This window comes from Bacillus sp. JZ109 (assembly GCF_053903135.1).
Genome location: NZ_CP096388.1, coordinates 3,919,387 through 3,937,579 on the forward strand (window position 1 = coordinate 3,919,387; position 18,193 = coordinate 3,937,579).

At 38.2% G+C, this 18,193-nt stretch carries 29 protein-coding genes; 2 read left to right on the forward strand and 27 right to left on the reverse strand.

The window, feature by feature from the left end; translation table 11 throughout:
• Positions 1-6: 6 nt before the first annotated feature.
• The 27 genes from M1D94_RS20550 to M1D94_RS20680 form a co-directional block, all read right to left on the reverse strand.
• The gene (locus tag M1D94_RS20550; protein ID WP_456270357.1) at positions 7-1,026 is read right to left on the reverse strand and encodes a DNA cytosine methyltransferase; all 1,020 of its coding nucleotides are present in this window, start codon (positions 1,024-1,026) and stop codon (positions 7-9) included.
• Between the two features lie 10 nt (positions 1,027-1,036).
• Positions 1,037-1,558 (reverse strand): transcriptional regulator, encoded by a 522-nt coding sequence (locus M1D94_RS20555; RefSeq protein WP_456270358.1) that lies wholly within the window; start codon positions 1,556-1,558, stop codon positions 1,037-1,039.
• Positions 1,559-1,607: 49 nt separating this feature from the next.
• Complete coding sequence (locus tag M1D94_RS20560) at positions 1,608-2,420, reverse strand: hypothetical protein (RefSeq protein WP_456270359.1); 813 nt, start codon at positions 2,418-2,420, stop codon at positions 1,608-1,610.
• Between the two features lie 831 nt (positions 2,421-3,251).
• The gene (locus tag M1D94_RS20565) at positions 3,252-3,821 is read right to left on the reverse strand and encodes a hypothetical protein (protein ID WP_033885254.1); all 570 of its coding nucleotides are present in this window, start codon (positions 3,819-3,821) and stop codon (positions 3,252-3,254) included.
• Positions 3,822-4,081: 260 nt separating this feature from the next.
• Positions 4,082-4,249, reverse strand: a complete 168-nt coding sequence (locus M1D94_RS20570) for a hypothetical protein (protein WP_326132490.1) — start codon at positions 4,247-4,249, stop codon at positions 4,082-4,084.
• A gap of 190 nt (positions 4,250-4,439) precedes the next feature.
• Positions 4,440-4,826: an ArpU family phage packaging/lysis transcriptional regulator gene (locus M1D94_RS20575; protein WP_456270360.1), complete on the reverse strand. Its 387-nt coding sequence runs from the start codon at positions 4,824-4,826 to the stop codon at positions 4,440-4,442.
• Positions 4,827-4,902: 76 nt separating this feature from the next.
• Complete coding sequence (locus tag M1D94_RS20580; protein WP_456270361.1) at positions 4,903-5,670, reverse strand: putative phage abortive infection protein; 768 nt, start codon at positions 5,668-5,670, stop codon at positions 4,903-4,905.
• A gap of 74 nt (positions 5,671-5,744) precedes the next feature.
• Entirely contained in the window at positions 5,745-5,993 is a 249-nt protein-coding gene (locus tag M1D94_RS20585) for a hypothetical protein (protein WP_456270362.1), read from the reverse strand.
• Between the two features lie 6 nt (positions 5,994-5,999).
• Entirely contained in the window at positions 6,000-6,278 is a 279-nt protein-coding gene (locus M1D94_RS20590; protein ID WP_456270363.1) for a hypothetical protein, read from the reverse strand.
• Between the two features lie 40 nt (positions 6,279-6,318).
• The gene (locus tag M1D94_RS20595) at positions 6,319-6,522 is read right to left on the reverse strand and encodes an XtrA/YqaO family protein (RefSeq protein ID WP_014112378.1); all 204 of its coding nucleotides are present in this window, start codon (positions 6,520-6,522) and stop codon (positions 6,319-6,321) included.
• 69 nt (positions 6,523-6,591) lie between these two features.
• Complete coding sequence (locus M1D94_RS20600; protein WP_265392658.1) at positions 6,592-6,717, reverse strand: hypothetical protein; 126 nt, start codon at positions 6,715-6,717, stop codon at positions 6,592-6,594.
• A 177-nt stretch (positions 6,718-6,894) separates the two neighbouring features.
• On the reverse strand, positions 6,895-7,587 hold the full coding sequence (locus M1D94_RS20605; protein WP_144460437.1) for a hypothetical protein: 693 nt from the start codon (positions 7,585-7,587) through the stop codon (positions 6,895-6,897).
• A gap of 15 nt (positions 7,588-7,602) precedes the next feature.
• Positions 7,603-8,094, reverse strand: a complete 492-nt coding sequence (locus M1D94_RS20610) for a crossover junction endodeoxyribonuclease RuvC (RefSeq protein WP_144460435.1) — start codon at positions 8,092-8,094, stop codon at positions 7,603-7,605.
• Positions 8,095-8,193: 99 nt separating this feature from the next.
• On the reverse strand, positions 8,194-8,388 hold the full coding sequence (locus tag M1D94_RS20615) for a Fur-regulated basic protein FbpA (protein ID WP_144460433.1): 195 nt from the start codon (positions 8,386-8,388) through the stop codon (positions 8,194-8,196).
• Between the two features lie 18 nt (positions 8,389-8,406).
• On the reverse strand, positions 8,407-9,705 hold the full coding sequence (gene dnaB / locus M1D94_RS20620; protein WP_144460431.1) for a replicative DNA helicase: 1,299 nt from the start codon (positions 9,703-9,705) through the stop codon (positions 8,407-8,409).
• Positions 9,680-9,961, reverse strand: a complete 282-nt coding sequence (locus M1D94_RS20625; RefSeq protein ID WP_087992043.1) for a replicative helicase loader/inhibitor — start codon at positions 9,959-9,961, stop codon at positions 9,680-9,682. The genes dnaB and M1D94_RS20625 overlap by 26 nt, the downstream gene beginning before the upstream one ends.
• Before the next feature lie 13 nt (positions 9,962-9,974).
• Complete coding sequence (locus M1D94_RS20630; RefSeq protein WP_144460429.1) at positions 9,975-10,733, reverse strand: hypothetical protein; 759 nt, start codon at positions 10,731-10,733, stop codon at positions 9,975-9,977.
• 204 nt (positions 10,734-10,937) lie between these two features.
• Positions 10,938-11,639, reverse strand: a complete 702-nt coding sequence (locus tag M1D94_RS20635) for an MBL fold metallo-hydrolase (protein WP_456270364.1) — start codon at positions 11,637-11,639, stop codon at positions 10,938-10,940.
• Positions 11,636-12,517 (reverse strand): recombinase RecT, encoded by an 882-nt coding sequence (locus M1D94_RS20640; protein ID WP_131226991.1) that lies wholly within the window; start codon positions 12,515-12,517, stop codon positions 11,636-11,638. The genes M1D94_RS20635 and M1D94_RS20640 overlap by 4 nt, the downstream gene beginning before the upstream one ends.
• Positions 12,510-12,734: a hypothetical protein gene (locus tag M1D94_RS20645; protein WP_456270365.1), complete on the reverse strand. Its 225-nt coding sequence runs from the start codon at positions 12,732-12,734 to the stop codon at positions 12,510-12,512. The genes M1D94_RS20640 and M1D94_RS20645 overlap by 8 nt, the downstream gene beginning before the upstream one ends.
• Entirely contained in the window at positions 12,734-14,707 is a 1,974-nt protein-coding gene (locus tag M1D94_RS20650) for a hypothetical protein (protein WP_456270366.1), read from the reverse strand. Before M1D94_RS20650 ends, M1D94_RS20645 begins: the two co-directional genes overlap by 1 nt.
• Positions 14,704-14,889 (reverse strand): hypothetical protein, encoded by a 186-nt coding sequence (locus M1D94_RS20655; protein ID WP_017696744.1) that lies wholly within the window; start codon positions 14,887-14,889, stop codon positions 14,704-14,706. Before M1D94_RS20655 ends, M1D94_RS20650 begins: the two co-directional genes overlap by 4 nt.
• 419 nt (positions 14,890-15,308) lie before the next feature.
• Positions 15,309-15,473, reverse strand: a complete 165-nt coding sequence (locus M1D94_RS20660) for a hypothetical protein (RefSeq protein WP_014112369.1) — start codon at positions 15,471-15,473, stop codon at positions 15,309-15,311.
• A complete protein-coding gene (locus M1D94_RS20665; protein WP_456270367.1) occupies positions 15,474-15,734 on the reverse strand; it encodes a hypothetical protein in 261 nt (86 codons plus the stop codon).
• The gene (locus M1D94_RS20670; protein WP_017696741.1) at positions 15,724-16,257 is read right to left on the reverse strand and encodes a helix-turn-helix domain-containing protein; all 534 of its coding nucleotides are present in this window, start codon (positions 16,255-16,257) and stop codon (positions 15,724-15,726) included. Before M1D94_RS20670 ends, M1D94_RS20665 begins: the two co-directional genes overlap by 11 nt.
• A gap of 64 nt (positions 16,258-16,321) precedes the next feature.
• Positions 16,322-16,513, reverse strand: coding sequence for a helix-turn-helix domain-containing protein (locus M1D94_RS20675; protein WP_017696740.1), 192 nt, complete (start codon positions 16,511-16,513; stop codon positions 16,322-16,324).
• 12 nt (positions 16,514-16,525) lie between these two features.
• Complete coding sequence (locus M1D94_RS20680) at positions 16,526-16,759, reverse strand: helix-turn-helix domain-containing protein (RefSeq protein WP_017696739.1); 234 nt, start codon at positions 16,757-16,759, stop codon at positions 16,526-16,528.
• Positions 16,760-16,919: 160 nt separating this feature from the next.
• On the opposite strand from M1D94_RS20680, the gene M1D94_RS20685 reads away from it, so the two are divergent.
• Together M1D94_RS20685 and M1D94_RS20690 are read left to right on the forward strand one after the other, a co-directional pair.
• The gene (locus tag M1D94_RS20685; RefSeq protein ID WP_017696738.1) at positions 16,920-17,249 is read left to right on the forward strand and encodes a helix-turn-helix domain-containing protein; all 330 of its coding nucleotides are present in this window, start codon (positions 16,920-16,922) and stop codon (positions 17,247-17,249) included.
• Between the two features lie 252 nt (positions 17,250-17,501).
• Positions 17,502-18,167 carry a hypothetical protein gene (locus M1D94_RS20690; RefSeq protein WP_456270368.1) on the forward strand — a complete coding sequence of 222 codons (666 nt, stop codon included), beginning with the start codon at positions 17,502-17,504 and terminating at the stop codon, positions 18,165-18,167.
• The last annotated feature ends 26 nt before the right edge of the window (positions 18,168-18,193 follow it).

Below are 18,193 nucleotides of genomic sequence, written 5' to 3' on the forward strand. Positions count from 1 at the left end.
TGGATACTATGAAAACCATTGTTTGTGAATCTGCTCCGCTATCCCCTTCATCATTAAAGGCGGCACACTCATACCACAAACATACTGCACTGAAGCGTCCATAAAATCATAATCGAGAGGAAATGATTGCATCAAAATAATGTCTCGTTCAGAGATGTAATAAGGCTCGTCATATCGTACAAAGACAGAACCGCTTGCAAGAGTAGGCGGCACAAGACTGTTTTTCACTAAAATCGTATTGAAATTAGATTCCTTCCCTTCTGTCCTTTTCGTTATGTCACCTATGTTGCTATCTGACGGCCTTCTCTTCACCCATCTCCTATACAATTTTGATGCCTCTTTCAATCTGGATCCACGCCCGCTCCTAAACTCTTTATAAGGGATAGGCCGCTCTTTAAATGAGAGCTTTAACTGAGGCAGGTTCAGATCTTTTCTCCGACCAATAAAAAAGACCCGCTCTCTTCTTTGCGGGACTCCCATTGTGGCAGCATTCAACAAAAACACCTGAACGTCATATCCGATTTCTTTCGATCTTTCTATAACAAGCTTCACATATCCTTTCGCTTTGCCAATGATCATGCCTTTCACATTCTCGGCTACAAAAGTTTTTGGTTTCAGTCTTTCAACTGCATCCAGGTAATCAAAAAATAAATCATCAAGCGACTGCTTAGCCTGTCCCTCTCTGAAAGCTTTTTCCTTTCCCCAAGCATCCTCACGATCACCGGCCATTGAAAAAACGCTGCATGGAGGGGAACCATCGAAAATATCCAAATCGAATAATTCCTCCGGCAGATCGTCCAATTTGTTGAATTTCCTGATATCCATTAAAAACGAGTATTTAGGATTGTGATTCTTTCTATAGATTTTCATCATTTGCGGATCAATTTCACAGTTTCCGAGAAGGTTATATCCAGCAAGCTTGTAACCCATGGAGGAACCGCCACCACATGAAAACGCACTAAAAACCTTCAATCCGTTCTGCTCAACATTTTTCAGATCAGACAGATACCATCTATAACTGTTCATTATTGCTCACCTACTCATTAAAAGAGAATCCGCATTTAGGACAGGTATGTTCAAATTGGTTCTCCTCGTAATCATCAAGATCAATTTCATGATTATCGGTAACCTTCCCGCCGTTCCCCGCATGCTCTGTTAGATCTTCTAAAATACTTTCAAGCTCGCCTTCTGAAAAGCCGGTGAAAGACAGATCAAAATTATTTTCTTCAAGCTCTCTTAAAACTTGTTCGAGCTTGTATTCATCCCAATCGCCGCCTGTTTTGTTAAGTGCAATATTTAAGGCTCTTTCCTCGTTATCATCGAGATCTACCACCGAAACAGTAAGCTCTGAAGGGTTATTCTCCATATGTATTTTAAACCGCTGATGGCCACCTACAAGGTTTCCTGTTCTTTCGTTCCAAACAAGCGGCTCGACATTACCGAACCGTTCAATAGATGCTTTTATTCTTTCATAATCGGGATCGCCTGGCTGGAGATCAATCCGGGGATTGTAGGGAGCGGGGTTTATTTTTTTAACCGGAATGGATTTTATTATCATGTTTTACCTCCAATAAAAAAAGCATCCTAAAAAGAATGCTTTTTAATATTTAAATATTTAATAAGGCATGTGCAGCAGCTTGGCCCCAACGCGGATCTGTAACAACAGTTGTTAGCACTTTAAGTAGGCCGTTTTCTCCAATTTCATATGCTTTTTTTGCTAAACTTTTCAATCTAGATTCAGAAGGTTCAGGTTGATTTAACTCCTCTTCCAACTCATCTGATAATCTTTCTACCTCTACAAGAGAATCTAAAGGTACCACTTGAGACTCCTTCACCTTCTGTAAGATTTCTTCTTTTAAATTTTTATAATTTATGTTTTGTTGAATATCTTTACCTACAGCAATAGTACCTCCATTCTGAGCTGATAAATTCCCATAATTAATAATTTGAAGTGATGCCGTGGAAACTTCTCCTTTCCCTTCTACTTCATCTTCAATCAAATCCTCAATCCTATAAGTAAGTTCCCTTAAGCACGGATAGCCCACTTCAGTTATAAACCGTTGTATATTTGTGTCAAACTGTCTAGCTTGGTAAATTTCAAAAGCCCATTCTACAAGGTTTATTTCCTTTTTAGAAACTAATTCAAATATCTTCAAAAGATAAGCAATTTGCATATCTATATCCGCTGGTAAATTTAACTTCCCATAGTCTAAACTATTTCTATGAATATTATCTAAATTAAGTGTCATTGAATAAAAAGGATCTAGGATAGATTGAATTACTGGATTACTTTTGCTTAGGTGGACAAGAGTATTTATTCTAATCTCACAAGTTTCATATCTTGCATTCAGAATATCCTCAACTGCAGACTTAAAGTCCCTGACAGCTCTCTTTACCTCTTTTTCTGTAAACATACTCATAATAAAACTCCTCTCAATATTGTTATAAGAAATATTATATCCTTAAAGCGAGTTTTATATACATAAAATTTGGTTTTTTTACATAAAGATACAAAAAACGAGGTATATACTTGCTACTCATTTTTGCATATTAAAAGTTTTCTTAAAAGTAACACCGCCTTACGCTATTCGCTTTTATTTATTTGTGGCCCGCCGATTTTCTCCAGGAGGTAAGCAAAGAAAATGGAGAGCCGCGTTAGACTTTCCTTGCAAGCGGGATCTCACCGCTTGCGTTCCCCGTGACTATCGCGCGCAATACTGCATAGACTCCAGCCGCTCCTCCTGTGAAGCTAACGACCTTCATAGTCATTCGATACATCCGAGTGCACACTTGATAAAGGAAAGGTGCGTCTCCTGATTTGGCCATAAAAAAACGGCCACTAATCAGCTGTACAAATTCCCATGTACAAAAGACCAGCGTCCGTAGGTATCTCCTTTTTGGACTGTTATTCACGTTCGTTTTCTTGTTTCTATCGTATGACAAATTGAGCATTGAAAAACCCCCAATTTTACCCCCAATTTTCTCGGCTTTTTATTGATTTTTTCTTGTAACCTAAATGGCTACAATAATCAAAAACGGGTTCCAAAGAAGCTCCTTACTTTTTAGTTTTAACAAAAAGTTCCCAAAGTTTATAAACCCCGAAAGACAATAAACTGAGACCTAGTAAAAACACCAAAATCAAGCTACCAAAGAAATAAAAGCCCCCCATTGAATCCACTCCTTTTCAGTATCATATGAGTTAAAATTCAATAACGATAAAAAGAGCAGACTCTTTGGCCTGCTCTTTTTCATTAATCCCACCATTTAGTAGAGACACTTGTTAATGGATTTGTTAATTTCTCAAGGTGTAATTCTGCTTTCTTATTATCCCCATCTACAAAACTACGAACATCAAACACAACTTCATATGTTCCTTTTTGGTTAGATAAACTAAAACGTGAAACCGTATCATCAAAAGGAACAGGATCTTCTTCTACAAGTTTATACTGCCATGAGATTCCAGGGCCAATGTATGGTTGAGAAATTTGAATCCCAAGATCTCCTCCACCAGAATAAAATGTTTTTGAACGCGTTTTAAACGTAGAAGATCCTAAGTAATCCCACTCTCCTGCTCCTAAAACAGAGAATAGGCTTACATCATCAGAAATCTTTTTAATCTTCGGTTGTACTGTAGATTGATCGTTAATACCATCTTCCGGGCCATCTTTTGCAACGACAGGATCTAATACATCAGCTCGTCCATCTTCTGAACCAATTTTATCACCTATCGGGTCGATTTCTTCAGCACTTACAGAATTAATACCAACACTAGACACAAAGAACCCTGCAACAATCGCACCAACAAAGAATATTTTTTTCATTCCCTTTTCCCCCAAATGAATCATTTTATTTTTTCAATCGATTTAACAGGTACTTCCGGTGGATTGAGAATTAAATCAATCCGTTGAACAGTGACAAAGACGACAGAAAAAATCAAGGAACAAAGAAAGGTTAGTAAAAGTATTTTCCACCAATTTAAGTTATTCATCATCTCTCCCTCTTTTCTTATTGGTAATATTACCTATTTCCAATATTAAACACATTTAGGTAAAAAGTACAGGGGGAAAAAGGGAACATTTTGTTAAAATCCTTGAAGCGTGTAGATCAAAAAGATAAACACCACAATTATGGTTACAACAATAATTGCTTCTTTAGAATAATTTTTGTCATCTTCTTGCTCTTGTTTCTTCTTTTTAATTTCTTCTCTATACTTTTGTTGAACTTCTTTCTTCTTATCATTCGTTTTCATGATTAAACCCCTTTGAATCCAATTTGATTTAGATTCATTATTCCATCCCCCCTTTCAATTTATTGCAATTTTAACGTGCAACAATTAAGTACACCAGTGTAAAAAGCCTTGGCTATTATCCTACTAACGATTACTCGCAATTGTAGATCTTAATACAGAGTTGACGTATAAGGGCACAAAAAAACAGCCCTTAGATTATTCCAAGAGCTGTTGCAATAGCATTGATAGCATGCTTCTTTAACATATAAAACTTATCCGATTTTATGCCAAGCTCCATATAAATATCTGTATCCGTTCTTTGCTTGGGTGAGAGGTATTTCATCTTCACGATCTGTAATTGAAGTTCATCTAGGCAATTCTCTAAAGCTCTATCAATTTGCTTAACTTTCAGCTCATTATATTCGGTGCTTTTCCGCAGCTGAGGGAATAACCCGATGACTCCCTTTTCCTTTTGCTCTTTCCTATTCTCTGCTTGAATTTTTAGTGATCTATACGTTTTCAGTTCTTTAATGACAATATTCCGAACTTCTTTTTCATTAACTTCAGGCAAAAATGACAATTGCTCTGCTGCAGTCATATAGTACCTCCTTTTTGAAATAGAAACGGACACCGAATTTATAGCTATCGCTAAGATTAGTGTCCGCAATGTGTATTTATTTTAAAAATGATTTATATCTTTTATATACAGGATTATCATCTAAAAGATCATCAAAAAAATTAAATTTAACTATTAGATCTTTGAATTTTTCCCCTCTATCAGTTAAAGAATTAAAAAAAAGAATCATTAGCTCGTCTGTTGAAAGTTGAGCTCTTAATATACCAATGTAATTCTTTTTTTCATCATTAGATAACTCAGACTGGTCAATAAATTTAACAATTCTATATATATTTCGCAGATAGTGACCTATAACAAAAGCTCTCGATTTATAACTATCCTCATAAACTTTTAAAAAATGATTTATTTCATCATCTAAATTTAACAATCCAACAGCCCTTGATTTAACATTAAATTGAAAATCTATTAGAACAGCTCTTCCAGATAGATCTTTATATTCTAATGTTCTTACTATTTCATTATGAAGGTTTATCATATTAAAGAATGTATTATCAAATTGTTGCTTTATTAGAGTTTCATTTGTTGTTTCAAACTCTGTGCGCGTCTCTCTTAATTCTTTACCCTGAATTCTAACTGTAGCTAAAACTAAAAGGATACTGGCTAAATTAAACAATCCAACTGTAATGCCTCCAAAAAAATCACCAACGGGTCCTAAATGATCAAAGTCTATTGTTTTTCCCGAAAGACAAACAAAAAGCAAAATTAAAAAGGGTGTTATAACGGCTACCACGCATGCTGTTAATCCTGCATACATAAAAGTATTTTCGTTATCATACCATTTGTCATTTTTATTATTCTCACTCAATTGAGATCCCCCACTTTTTCTCTTTGTATTTCGATTATATCCTTTTTAAGGGGATTGTTATAAAAATAATAAGATTATTCCTTTTTCACCTCAGATAACAAACAAACCATGATACAAGGCATAACAGAAGTGAATTTTTCCGTTCTCGATACTGTTGACCCTTTCAAGGCCGCAGCTAATTTTTCCGCCTCTTTCTCTTGATGATCCGATGCCAGAATGATGGCGTTCACTTCAAACAAGTTTTTATCAAGGTGAGTCATTTTAGACCAGGCAGCAGCCAGGTTATTAAACTGAGAATCATTTTTTTCATAAATTCGTATCAACTATTCTCACCTCTCTAATTCATTTTTAGCAGCTGTTATTACGAACTGCAGATTCTTGATAACTTGCTGTAAAGCCTTTTTATATCTACTACTTTCCCCGCTCAAGCGTCGGATATCTTGCTGGGCCTGCTTGAACTGATTGACTGCTATTTCTTCCTGCCGTTTGTTTTCCTCGATGACGACCAACTGATGCTTAACCGTATCAATCAGCCACTCCGTTGAGGCCAGAGATAGCCCCATATGCTGACTGCATTCATTTTCGATTTTCTGAATCTTATCTCTCATATTGGCTCCTCCCAATAACAGCAGAGGGCACCCCCTCCGCTTACTTCTTAAATCCATAGTCAAAATGGATTCTTGTATATTCATTGTCTCTGGTATGCACGTTTGTAATGCCGTACTCAGGTGTATCTGCTAAATATGCGCAGCCATCCTTACCGTCAAGAATAACTAGCTTTATTTTGTTTCGTTCAATCAAGTCTCCAACGGAAAGTTGGTGTAAGTTTTCAAGTTCAATAGGTCGGTTCATTTTTCAGCACTCCCCGTGTTATAATTAATTGTCGAGATTAACTAAACCGGGGCTTTGTGCTGCGGTTTTTTATATATCCTCTTCCTCGTCCTCTTCTTCCCAAGCCATCTTGAACGCCGATTCTATAAATCTCAATCGCTTTTCAAGTTCTTCGTCTGTCATCTTAGAAAGATCCGGTCCGTGTCCTGGAACCATCCTGAAATCTTCCGTAAGACGTTTTATAAGATACTCTCTCCTTGAGACCACCAATAACCCTCCATCCATTTTTAAGCCGCTGAAGCAGCTCGTATTTTCTCAAAGGCTCATAGAGGTGGACGGCTCGTCCATCCTCCATGCGAAACAGCAAATACCAACGCCGCTGCCTTTTAACCATTAAGCCGCTCCGTGTTCGCCCTCATCCTGGTTGTCTTCTTCTTTTTCATCGTTTGAAGGCAAATCGTATTCACTGCTTTCATCCAGAGGTACAGACGGCTTTTCTTCTTCCATAGGCTCCGCTTCTGCAGCTTGATCCTGTTTCCAATCCCACCAAGCTTCAGCGAGTGGAGCAACTTCTTTTCTGTAGTCATTAATGAGGTCTACAATGGCTCCCCATGACATATTTAGCTCATTAGCAAGCTTTCTGTATGCTTCTCCTTCAATCCGGCGTTTCGCGATTTCTGCAATGGTTTCAGGGAATCCCTCAATAGCTGGAGCCATGCCTTCAGTGATGAAAGAATCAACGACTTCTCTCTTAATTTCCATTGGCTTTTCTTCGATTTTCGGCTTTTCTTCAGGAAGCCCGAGATCCGCCTCGAGTTGTTCGGGTTCCGGATCCGTTACGTTTACAATCCCGGTTTGATCAACGGTATAATTTTTCAATGGTCGGTTTGTACTCGCATTGAATTGAACATTAAACTGAATCACTTCACTCTCAAGTTGCGTTTCGACTTCCTTGTCTATCATTTCTGACAGATCTTGTACGTTCTGGCCAAGGTCTCGGGTAGGAAGTTCCAACACAATCTCGGTAACACCTTTGGGTTTGAGATTTACCTTTTTTACAAGTCCTTTGAATTCGATATATGCCATTTTGCTTTCCCCCGTTTAAGATATTTTTTGTAAAGATTCCTGCTGATACTTAGTCAGATTTACTTTGGTGTGTAAAGCGCGTGAAATCTGGCATAATACATATGCATCAAGCACGTTATCGCTTTTGTGTTCATAGCCCCAATGCTTAAAAATAGGCATGATCATGTGTTCTTTTTTCGCTGTACCTTTTCCAGTTGCAAACTTTTTTACAACAGTAGGGGGCACTTCAATGTAATCTATTTGTTTATTAATGAGTCTGGCCCTGATTAACCAGCCAATGCCATATTGGATACTTACGGCCCGCCCCGTAGAACCGTATGAGAAATCTTCTATGCAAACCTTATCGCCTGGCCGAATAAATTTAACGACCTGAGCGGCAATGTCCATAAATCTCTGTGGATCACCTTTCACCTTTGTTTTAATCTCTTCTTCTACGATTACTTTTCCGGATGAATCCTGGATAAGCAGCCCAGTCTTAGTTGAAGGATCAATGCCAACGAATCTCAATTTTCTACCTCCCGTCAGCTGCTTCCAGTTGTTCTATTTCAGTCATTATTAAATCCGCGTTCATGATTATGAATGTTAAGGAGCGTAGCGTGCCGAGCATCAATCTCCCTCCTCGAAGGACATTTCACGGCCAAACTTACATTTAACGTTAATATGTAGCCGCTCCAGTTCAGGCAAAGACAGTTCATACAGCTGTTGCCCGTCCTCCGATTCATACTGGCCATACTTGATAAGCTCATTCGTTAAAAATTCCCGCCGCTCGTCTGTGGCAGTCTGTGTTATTTCTGAAGGCATAATATGTGCTCCTTTCTTTTAAGCGAGCTTCGCTTCCATTTGTCTATCAAGGTTTAAGAATCGGCCGTACTCTTTAATAAAGGCAGCCATGACAGTGCCAACCGAGCCGTTTCTTTGTTTTGCAAAAATGATCTCCACTATGTTTTTTAGGTCGCTTTGCTTATCGTAATAGTCATCCCTATAGAGAAAACTAACGATATCGGCATCTTGTTCAATGCTGCCTGAATCTCGAAGATCAGACATCATCGGCCGCTTATCTTGCCGCTGCTCAACACCGCGCGAAAGTTGAGAAAGCAGAATGATTGGAACATTGAAGGTCCGGGCTATGTTCTTCAATTCGCCTGTTATGCTTGCGACCTCTAAGTTTTTCGTTTCAAATTTTCCAATAGGTCGGATTAATTGAAGATAATCAATCACAACCAAATGCTTTTGATCCGGGTGTTCCTTTGTGGTCTTTCGAATGGCAGAACGAATATCAGCCACTGACTGTGACGGTTTGTCGTGAATATAGATGTCTAACTTTTCATATTCACCGATGGCCCGATTCGCGTTTTCATAGTCTTTTTCACTGAAATACTTGTGCGGGTTTCTCCATTTTGTACCTTCGATTGAACCTAAATTGCTGAGCATCCGGTTAACAAGTTGACGGTCGGACATCTCCAAAGAAAAAACATCCACAACCCCACCTTTTAACGCCGCATTCTGGGCCAAATTTAAGGCGAAAGCTGTTTTTCCCATGGAGGGCCGGGCAGCTACGATAATTAAGTCGCTATCCTGCCAGCCTCCGGTCATAGCGTCTAGATCAGCTAGCCCAGTTTCCACTCCTGTTATTTCGCCTTTCTCTTGATACATGTCGTTGTATATTTCAGTTAAAACATCCATCTTGGTACGATTATTTTTAATTCCAATCTCCTGCAGCTCCACGGTCTTCTGATAGACTTGCAAAATACCCTCATCGCTTGGATTGTTCGCAAAATCAAGCGCGGTCTTTTGCATATCTCGAAGTTTAAAAGCTTCATAGATTAATGTTTGATAAGTTTCAAAATTAATAACGGAAGGAACCGCACTTGCTAGATCTACAAGATAAGAGGTGCCGCCGATCGCTTCGACTGTATCCCCTAACTCTGTAACTACTGTCACCATTTCAACAGGCTGTCCGGAGGAATCAACATCACGCATAGCCTTAAAAATCCGTTTATGTCGCTCATCTGCAAAATGCTTTGGCTCCAAAGTGGTTTCCTTAATCAGCTCGCCTTCAACAAGGATACAGCCCAACAGGCTCTCTTCTGCTTCAAGGTTTTTTAGCATGTTTTGCATTTCGTTCCCACTCTTTCTGTTGCTCTAAAAATTCATTTTTCTCTGGTTGTTTGACGCTAATCTCCGCGATTGTTGGAGGGAATGGTTTATTTGCAATATGCTCATTTATCTTTGTTTTTGCGGCTTCGAACGGCATTTTTTGAAGATGGTCCATCCACAACTCAATTCGCTCTTTCCCAACTTCGCCGCTTAAATCAAAACGCGGATATGCTGCGGAAAGCCGCAACAATAATTTCATTGCTTCTGCTTTTTCCAAAGTAATCACCTTCCTAATTCACCTTAATGCCGTTCTCTCTAGCATAATCCTCAAGAGCAGCAAAGCTTTTTTCTTGTATCGATCCGCGCGGCCTAAATTCTGAGACATTAGAAGGCTGTTTTTCGCTTTGTTTAGCAGCCCATCTATTACGAATAATTGGTTCACAATAAGAAAAAGAATTTATCTTGTCTCCTGGATGTTTAGGTTTATATTGATCAAAAATTTCATCTATCCAAGTCAAAACATCATCGATAGGTATCTCTGCCTCTATGACCCTTTTAATTGCCGCTGTATCTATAGCAGATAAAAATATAGAGCCTTTTCTCGAAGTGAATTTATCTTCGATTTTTTGGAAAGAAGTCGAGCCCTCGTCCTTCAGCTGAGATGCTCTTGGCTTGTCTTTAGCCTTACTTTCATATGCAGGTTCTTCAGCAGCACCTTGGAATTTCGAATAATTTAATACGGTCCAAAGCATTCCGTATTCAGTTTCCTCTGCAGTAATCATTCCTTTTGCCTGAAGCCTTTCAGCTGCAGCCTTTACTGCGGCTCTTGTGAATTTTGTTAAACCTCTGCCCTTTTTAATCGCTAAGTCATCACATAGTTTTGAATATGAGCGGATATACTGACCTTTTTTCAACTCATAATCATTAATCTTCATACCGTCCTGAAACGCAGCTTTGGTAATTAAAAAAGTGAACAACCTAAAGCCGACATTATCTGTAAAAATCTCATGATCGACCATTGACTTATATAGTCTCACCCATCCAGCCAAGGGCTTCGCCTCCTTTCCATCGCTATTTCTTTCTGCAGATAGCTTTTAACCCTTTGATTGTCACAAGAGTAAGATCGGGTTCATATTTTCGAAAATAGGTTGAAACGTACATTAATAGAGTGTCCTTACGCATATCTGGGGCCACTGTCTTGGCCAATGACACATAACAATAAGGGTATGGAACCGCAATTAAGTCATTGTCAGTCATGGTATATAAACAACCTTTCCAGTCAATTTCATGATGTCTTCTTTAAAAAGCTCCTCGTCGCTGTTTGATTCAGAAAGATGCAGCAGCCAAATTTCCTGAACCCTGCTCAAGTCATTTGCCTTCAAAAACTCTTTTACGTTTTCTAAACTGAAGTGCGACTGTAAGAGTCGTCTTTTCATAAATGGCGGTGTACGGCCGCTTTCGATGTTTTCGTTCAGTATTTCATTCGAGTAATTGCATTCCACCATAATGTGAGTGAGTCCTGGAAACTTATATTTGATGTAATAGGTATCAGTGGCAAACAGAAGCTTGTCACCATCCTCATTAGCCAACAGAAAGCCATACGGCTCCGCCACATCGTGCTGCACGTCAAAGGGCATAATAGACCAAGAACCAACTTTAAACGGCTGTTTAGCGTGCACAGGCTTTATTCTGTGATGAGAAATGCCAATTGCTCCGGCCGTCCCAGGAGACATGTAACAATCAATGCCGGCTTTCAGAACATCCTTAATTGCTTTGCAGTGATCCCCATGCTCATGAGAAACAAGGCAGCCAGCGAATTGAGACATTTTATACTGAAACCCCTTCTGCATTTGTTTAAAGTTGATGCCGCATTCCAAAAGAAGTGGGGTCTTACCATCGGTGACCCAATAGCAATTCCCCTTACTACTCGATGACAGGGCTGTAATTTCAATCAAAAATCTGGTCCGTCCGATTCAAAGACTGAGGGCTTCTCATCTTTTTTTGTTGGTTGGGACTCTGGCTGTTCTGTTTGTGGATCCGGAATAGGCTCGATATCGATAACCTCTGTATTTGCGTTTTCCTCAATTTGCTTCTGTACTTCGGCTGGAGTTACATCTACACGTTCGTTGTCATATTCATTTTCTGTTGAATTATTAATCGCCTGTACAAGTAAATCGCTGTCATCACTTGTGTTTATAAAAGATTTTGCGGCACGATTGATAACAGTTCTTTTGGCCATTTCCTGAGGAAACTTGTTTTGAACGCTCTTTGTTTTCGCTTGAGTCCATGAAGTTTCAATTTCTTTACGCGTCATAACAGTTAATATTTCTTCATCTTCTATTGTTTTTATAACTGCATAAGCCCCTAAAATTTCGTTGTCTCTGTTCTGGAATTTGGTTTCATGCTTAAGTAGCTTTTCGCGCCCGCCCACAATCTCGTAATCGAATACATCACCATCAAAAATTACGTTTGACCAAATATCCTTGACATTGGTCAGCCGTTTAAGCACAGCTTGTGTTCCAAAATAAGAACGGTTAAGTTGTAGTTGATTTCCATAAACTATGAAGTAGCACTGTGTCTTTGCTGGACTTAAACCTTGAACAACCATATCTAACAAAGAGTTAGCTATTGATTCCCTAGAACACACTTCCAATGCTGGCTTTCCGTTTTTATCTCTTACTTCTTGCAGTTTAAAAAAAGCACTTTTTAAAGCATTACTTGCGTTGTAGTTAGAAGGCAGGACTAAACCATCGTCCTGCAATCTGGTTAAACTTTTGTTCACATCATCAGTTATATCTTTTTGAATAATTGCCAATTGATTCTGGCTATTCATTTGAATCCCCCTCTTGTGGCGCAGTCAATAATAGTTGCTTCTCCCTTGGAGTACATGCTTCTTTGACACTTACATGAGTTTCAACTTTGATTTCACTGTCAAACTCGTCATAATAGCCACGTTCAAGACAGCTGTAAGCATCCTGTGCGCTGTCAGCAACAATTAACGATTTAGTAGTTTTGGTCTCAACATGTTCGATAATGTAGTAGGCTCCCATTAGATTGCCTCCTGAACGAGTTCGCCTTGAAACTCAACACGAAGCTGTTTATCTTTCTCGGAAACAATCAGACTGAGGATCTGTGAATTTGTGTTGATCAATTTTGTCACCGCTTCAGAGTTATCAACGAAAATAGGAGCAGTGATTCCGTAGTAATCATTAAGGGTATTAATGATGTCTAACCCAACGTTAATACGTGCAGCATTGTTTAAGCCGGACGAATATGGCACACCTTCATAAAGGGTTTCGCACGTCTCTTCAAGTCCTCCGTTGATCTGGTCTTTGAAGAGCTTGAAGCGAGCATATTTAAACTTGCTGTTTATCTTCTCTTCGAGGAGATTCACTTTAGTGCGAACAAATTCCTCAGTCAAAAAGAGTTGGTGTTGCAGCTGTTCATATTGTTCTGCTAACTCTTTTTGTTCTTGCTCAAGCTGTTTTACTCGGTCATTAACATGCCTTGCGTGATCAATTTTCGCTTGATCTTTTTGAAGCAGCAGAATCTCTTGTTTTTTACTATTGATATCATCCTTAATCAATTGAACGGCTTGATCTGTGGAAGATTCTAAATGTTGAATTTCATTCCGGACGGCCTCAATTTCAGCTTGTTTATTTTGATAAATTGGATCCGCTGAAATATCTGATCTATTGCTTTGCGCGCCCTCTAATTCTTTTTCAAGTGATAATAAAGTCTCTTCTTCACTCTTATAGGCATCTTGTAAATTAGATATTGCAGCTTCTAATTCCTGAATAGCATCCTCAGACTTTTCTTTTTGACTCTTAACCGACTTGCCTTTTTCATTGATTTCAGCTAAAGCTAGGCTTTTATGAAAATTGAAGTTTTCAATGGCTTGATCAATTTTTTCTTTCGGTAATTCTTGGCCGCATGTAGGGCATTCAGTTTGATGTTGATCAAACGTCTCCTCATTCTTGTCGCACCAACTCTGGCGCAGCGACTCGATTTCCGTATTTAATCGATCCAAATTGTCTTTTTCAAGTGATAACTGCCGCTGATTCGATTTAATCTCCATTGAAATTTCATCAATCTTGCTTTTCACAGGATATAGCTGCTCTTTAATCTCATTGATCTTTTTGTATTCTTTTTCCTGATGACCATTTTTGATTTCCTGAAGATCATTCTGCAGCTGGAGAATTACTTTCCTCTTCTCAGAAATAGCTTCACCATTACGAGCTGAACGAAGTTTCTCCTCCAATGACTCAACTTCTTTTTGAAGAAAATTTATCTCGTCATGTAATTCTTGTTCATCTAGCCCAGATGTATCTTCGACTGTGCGCTGGACTTCATCGATTCTTACCGGTATTGCATCGAGCTGTTTGTTTATCTCGCGCTGTTTTCCCGCGATCACCTTTCTATGCTCTTCAAGCGAACGTTTATTTAAGACACTTTCCAAGGCAGCCACAGAAGGGTTTTTACTGAATACTTCCTCGGCTGTTACATCGCCGCTAATCTCAAGTAGAATCTTCCGTCTGTCTTGCCATTTCAATTGCTCATTGAAGAATGATGGAGAAGTAATGAGTTTAAATTTATCTTCTTCAATAATTGAGCTGACTCGATCATTAAACTCTTTTTTCTTTGATGGCACTTCGTTAATAAAATAGTCAGTGGTATGCCCAGAGAATACGGCTTCAGCACTACTCCGCTTTCTTGTCCACTTCTCGGAGTACACCTTTTTCAGAGACAATTCAGCTCCATCGATCAAAAACAACCCACTGACTTCATGATTCAATCCGCTAATAGGCTTGTTTTCTTTTGTTAGAGTTTTAATCTGAAAATCTTTTTTATTTTGGCTGTCCTTATCGAATAAGAGCCAAATAAAAGCATCAAATAATGTTGTTTTTCCTGTTGCATTATCACCGAAGACCTTGACGTTCTCACCTTGAGTATCGAGAGTAAAATGTTTAATCCCCTTAAAATTACGCAGTTCTAATTTGAGCAGTTTAATTTCCTTTTTCATTTGGCTTCACGTCCTTTCTCTTTAAACTTGCGAGAAAGATACTCATTTCGCGCCTCAGCTGTCGGAAAGTGAAAACATGGATTCCCCTTAAGATCATAGGAAATTGATCCACCTACAGTGGTAAGATTAATTTGATCGCGACGATGATCACTAAACGGCTCAGTGTAAAAAACTTCATTCATTTGTCAAAGACCTCCAAAGATTTGATTTTTGGAAGGTGATACAGTACACTATCAATACCAAAGTTTGTAACACCTTCTACAGCTCGCTCTGCAAAGCGAGCTTTTTTTATTTCGCTTTTTGAAGTAGTTCCTGAACACTATCAGGAATTTTGTGTTCACATTTGCTGCAATAAATTTTGTAAGATCGTTCTTCGACCTTTCCGCAATTAGGGCACTTCCTTGGCGGAATAACCAGGTGAAACACCGAAAATCCTCCTTTCTGATGCTTGTGCGCATCGTCAGACCAGAGAGAGGATGGTGGTAAAATAAAGGGGGGTTAGGATGGATAAAAAGGATCTCCCCCTGGCCTGACGACAAGAACAAGCTTGCCGTGCTCAATAAAGAGCGATATAATACTTTCATAACGTTTTATATTTTCCTTAAGCAGTGAGTGTAGGAGCTTGCTGCTTTTTTATATTTTCAATAGCCTTCTTCGCCTCGGCATTCACCAGAAGAATCTGTGCTGGATTCCTTTTTACTTCCCGACAATGATTTACAACCTCAGAAGCTTTCATTAAACGGCTTGCAGATAATACAAATTTCATTCAAATCATCCCCTCTAACTTTTTTTCAAAAAAATCTTTTGACGGAATCACTTCAACAATGCGATCGAAGTCTTGCTTGGATTTTATGTAGTGATCTAGTTGTTTTACAGATTTGCGAAGTTCATTAACCGTTTCATTTGCCTTTTTCATATCTCCGTTGGCAACAGCTTTGATTAAACTCTTTGAGTATTCCTCAATAAAAATTTGTTCCCGCCTTGCTGAATCAGAGTGTATTTTTAAAACCATGTCCTCAAGAAGCACCTTTGATTAACCCCCTCGTTAAAAGCTTCATTTTATGCTTGCCCCACATCTTCACCCATGAAATTGAATATTCCTTACAGAGAACAACGATTAGTTGAGTTAAAGCTGTTATGACGTCTAAACATTCCTGAATCGATTTTTCAATCATTTTTGTATCTGACAATGTTTTGGGATTAACTGAAATATGTTCAACTGAATTTTGTAGGGCATCTAGGGCTTCTGTCATTTGTATCTTGGATTGAACAAGAAGGTTCACCCTGTGCAAATCAGCTGTTTCCCCATCCAAGATTAAGGGTCCCCAGCCTGTATAATCAGAAGCAGCTTCAAGGGCAGCCCGTGGATCATTATGTTTCTCAGCAAAATATTGGGCCACCTCCGGCTGAACTTTGTGGCGGCCGCATTCCTGATGAGATACAGATTCACGTGAAAGAAATAATTCATCGTCCATAGATAACTGCTGTTGTGTAAGTTCCGCCTCTTTACGAGCGCTTTTTAATGCTTTCGGTGCTCTACCAAATTTCACTTTGAACCTCTCCTTTTTCTACCAAATTTTTAACCGTATATTGGTAAACTTTAGTTAAAAGATATTAAGCAGAATCATCAACACTGTTCTGTTCTAATTGGCTTATCCAAGCATTTAGGGTTTCAGGTCGGAAAAATATTTTCTTTCCAATTCTGAAATGCGGAATTTCCTTATTTCTAACCAAGGAATAAATGGTTTCTTTATGAACCCTCAGTAAACTAGCAGCTTCCTGAGGGCTTAATGGTTTGTTGCTCATAATGAAATCCTCCTAAGCACTGTTCGTTTCTAAATCAGAAACGTTTTCAGCAAAAAAATCTGTGATTTTGCATTTTAAATGTTGCGCTAAGGTTGGCAATTGATCTGCTTTAAATGCATAAACACCCTGCTCATACTTTAAATAACTTGAACCAGTTTTTAATCCTAGCTTTATTGCTAGATCTCGCTGAGAAATTTTTAATTCGATTCGTCTTTTCTTGATAAAAACCAAATCGAGTTTCTGCATATCTTTCACTCCTTTCGTTTCTGTTTCAGAAACTTTGTAACCACATAATACAGTTCTAAAACAGAAATGTCAATAAGTTTTGTTTACAATTTAGAAACTTTTTTTATTTCCATAATGGAAACATGTTATCATTTGTCTTACTTAGAAAGTGGTGAAAACAATGAATATAGGTGATCGGATAGTTTTATTAAGAGAAAGAAAAGGTTGGTCCCAAAGGGAACTAGCCCGCCGTGTAGACCTAAATTATGCTGTTATGAACCGTATAGAAAAAGGCACTCGACCTATTACTGATTCAGAAATAATCAAGTTAGCTGAGGTCTTGGATGTCACAACAGACTATCTGTTAAAAGGAAATTCAAACGACTCTCAAATAGATGAGCTTTTAAATGATCCTGAAACCCTAATTGCTGGTCGTGATGGAAAAATCACTAAAGAACAAGCAAAAGAACTTTTGGATTATCTTTTGAAAAAAGGGTTCGATGAACAGTAGCAGCTATTCTTTATTCTTAATTCTTAATTCTTTAATTCTTCTTCTGGTAAAACATTTGTTAAACATTTGTTTAACAAAAAGAAACCTAAGTGTTAAATAAAACTTTTTGCACTCCCTGAAAACATAGATATATCAAGGGTTTTTCATGGATGCGTGCTGTAAAACAAACTGTTTAACATTCATTGAGTTAAATAAAAAATAAAGAAAAGTTAAATCATCAAAGAGTGTATTCATATTGAGGGGGACAATTACTTGCAGTTTTCCAAAAAAAAAATCTTATTACTATTATTGTTTATGATGAGTTTATACTTAACTGCTTGCAGCTCTTCTGATTCGTCAAACGAGGCAAACAATAAAGAGGACACAGCAGACGAAAATCAGGAAGATACATATCAAACAGGAAACAACCGTTCTTTAACTGAACCCGGTCAAAAGTACAAAGAAGATACCGGGGAGATTGTTGAATTAAATAAAATAAAGAATCCAGATAAACATATCGATATTTCACCTCTTAAAGTGACAATAGACAATATAAAAGTGTTAACTCGCACAAATATTCCTAGCGACACTCTGCAGATGTATGAACTGAAAGTCGCCAAACAGCTTGATGAACCTTTAAGTTACATTCAAATAACTGTTACAGCTGAAAATACAGGAGATGCACTTATAAAATGGAAAGGGATTTCTATGGTCATCCCAAACACAAAGGAACAAATAGAAGTAGATAAAAATAACCTTATGGAGAATGGACCACATGATATCTACGGGAACGCTAAAGATGAGTACACAATAGGAGTTATATATGACGGAGATCCAGAAGAGATAAATTCTTTGACTCTTGTTCTGGGAGACACTTATGATAGCGAATCATATAAAACTATAACAAACGAAAAGAGTATTAAATTAGATATAAACTAAATATAGTATTTAAGCTCTTTAGGGAG

Coding starts and splice junctions, on each gene's coding strand:
- M1D94_RS20675 (WP_017696740.1), bottom strand. CDS start 16,513: ATGAGCAACAAACCATTAAGCCCTCAGGAAGCTGCTAGTTTACTGAGG.
- dnaB (WP_144460431.1), bottom strand. CDS start 9,705: ATGCAAAACATGCTAAAAAACCTTGAAGCAGAAGAGAGCCTGTTGGGC.
- M1D94_RS20680 (WP_017696739.1), bottom strand. CDS start 16,759: ATGCAGAAACTCGATTTGGTTTTTATCAAGAAAAGACGAATCGAATTA.
- M1D94_RS20605 (WP_144460437.1), bottom strand. CDS start 7,587: ATGGCATATATCGAATTCAAAGGACTTGTAAAAAAGGTAAATCTCAAA.
- M1D94_RS20595 (WP_014112378.1), bottom strand. CDS start 6,522: ATGAACCGACCTATTGAACTTGAAAACTTACACCAACTTTCCGTTGGA.
- M1D94_RS20575 (WP_456270360.1), bottom strand. CDS start 4,826: ATGACTGCAGCAGAGCAATTGTCATTTTTGCCTGAAGTTAATGAAAAA.
- M1D94_RS20590 (WP_456270363.1), bottom strand. CDS start 6,278: ATGAGAGATAAGATTCAGAAAATCGAAAATGAATGCAGTCAGCATATG.
- M1D94_RS20660 (WP_014112369.1), bottom strand. CDS start 15,473: ATGAAATTTGTATTATCTGCAAGCCGTTTAATGAAAGCTTCTGAGGTT.
- M1D94_RS20645 (WP_456270365.1), bottom strand. CDS start 12,734: ATGGGAGCCTACTACATTATCGAACATGTTGAGACCAAAACTACTAAA.
- M1D94_RS20640 (WP_131226991.1), bottom strand. CDS start 12,517: ATGAATAGCCAGAATCAATTGGCAATTATTCAAAAAGATATAACTGAT.
- M1D94_RS20550 (WP_456270357.1), bottom strand. CDS start 1,026: ATGAACAGTTATAGATGGTATCTGTCTGATCTGAAAAATGTTGAGCAG.
- M1D94_RS20560 (WP_456270359.1), bottom strand. CDS start 2,420: ATGAGTATGTTTACAGAAAAAGAGGTAAAGAGAGCTGTCAGGGACTTT.
- M1D94_RS20650 (WP_456270366.1), bottom strand. CDS start 14,707: ATGAAAAAGGAAATTAAACTGCTCAAATTAGAACTGCGTAATTTTAAG.
- M1D94_RS20655 (WP_017696744.1), bottom strand. CDS start 14,889: ATGAATGAAGTTTTTTACACTGAGCCGTTTAGTGATCATCGTCGCGAT.
- M1D94_RS20600 (WP_265392658.1), bottom strand. CDS start 6,717: ATGGTTCCAGGACACGGACCGGATCTTTCTAAGATGACAGACGAAGAA.
- M1D94_RS20570 (WP_326132490.1), bottom strand. CDS start 4,249: ATGAAAACGAATGATAAGAAGAAAGAAGTTCAACAAAAGTATAGAGAA.
- M1D94_RS20685 (WP_017696738.1), top strand. CDS start 16,920: ATGAATATAGGTGATCGGATAGTTTTATTAAGAGAAAGAAAAGGTTGG.
- M1D94_RS20565 (WP_033885254.1), bottom strand. CDS start 3,821: ATGAAAAAAATATTCTTTGTTGGTGCGATTGTTGCAGGGTTCTTTGTG.
- M1D94_RS20555 (WP_456270358.1), bottom strand. CDS start 1,558: ATGATAATAAAATCCATTCCGGTTAAAAAAATAAACCCCGCTCCCTAC.
- M1D94_RS20615 (WP_144460433.1), bottom strand. CDS start 8,388: ATGCCTTCAGAAATAACACAGACTGCCACAGACGAGCGGCGGGAATTT.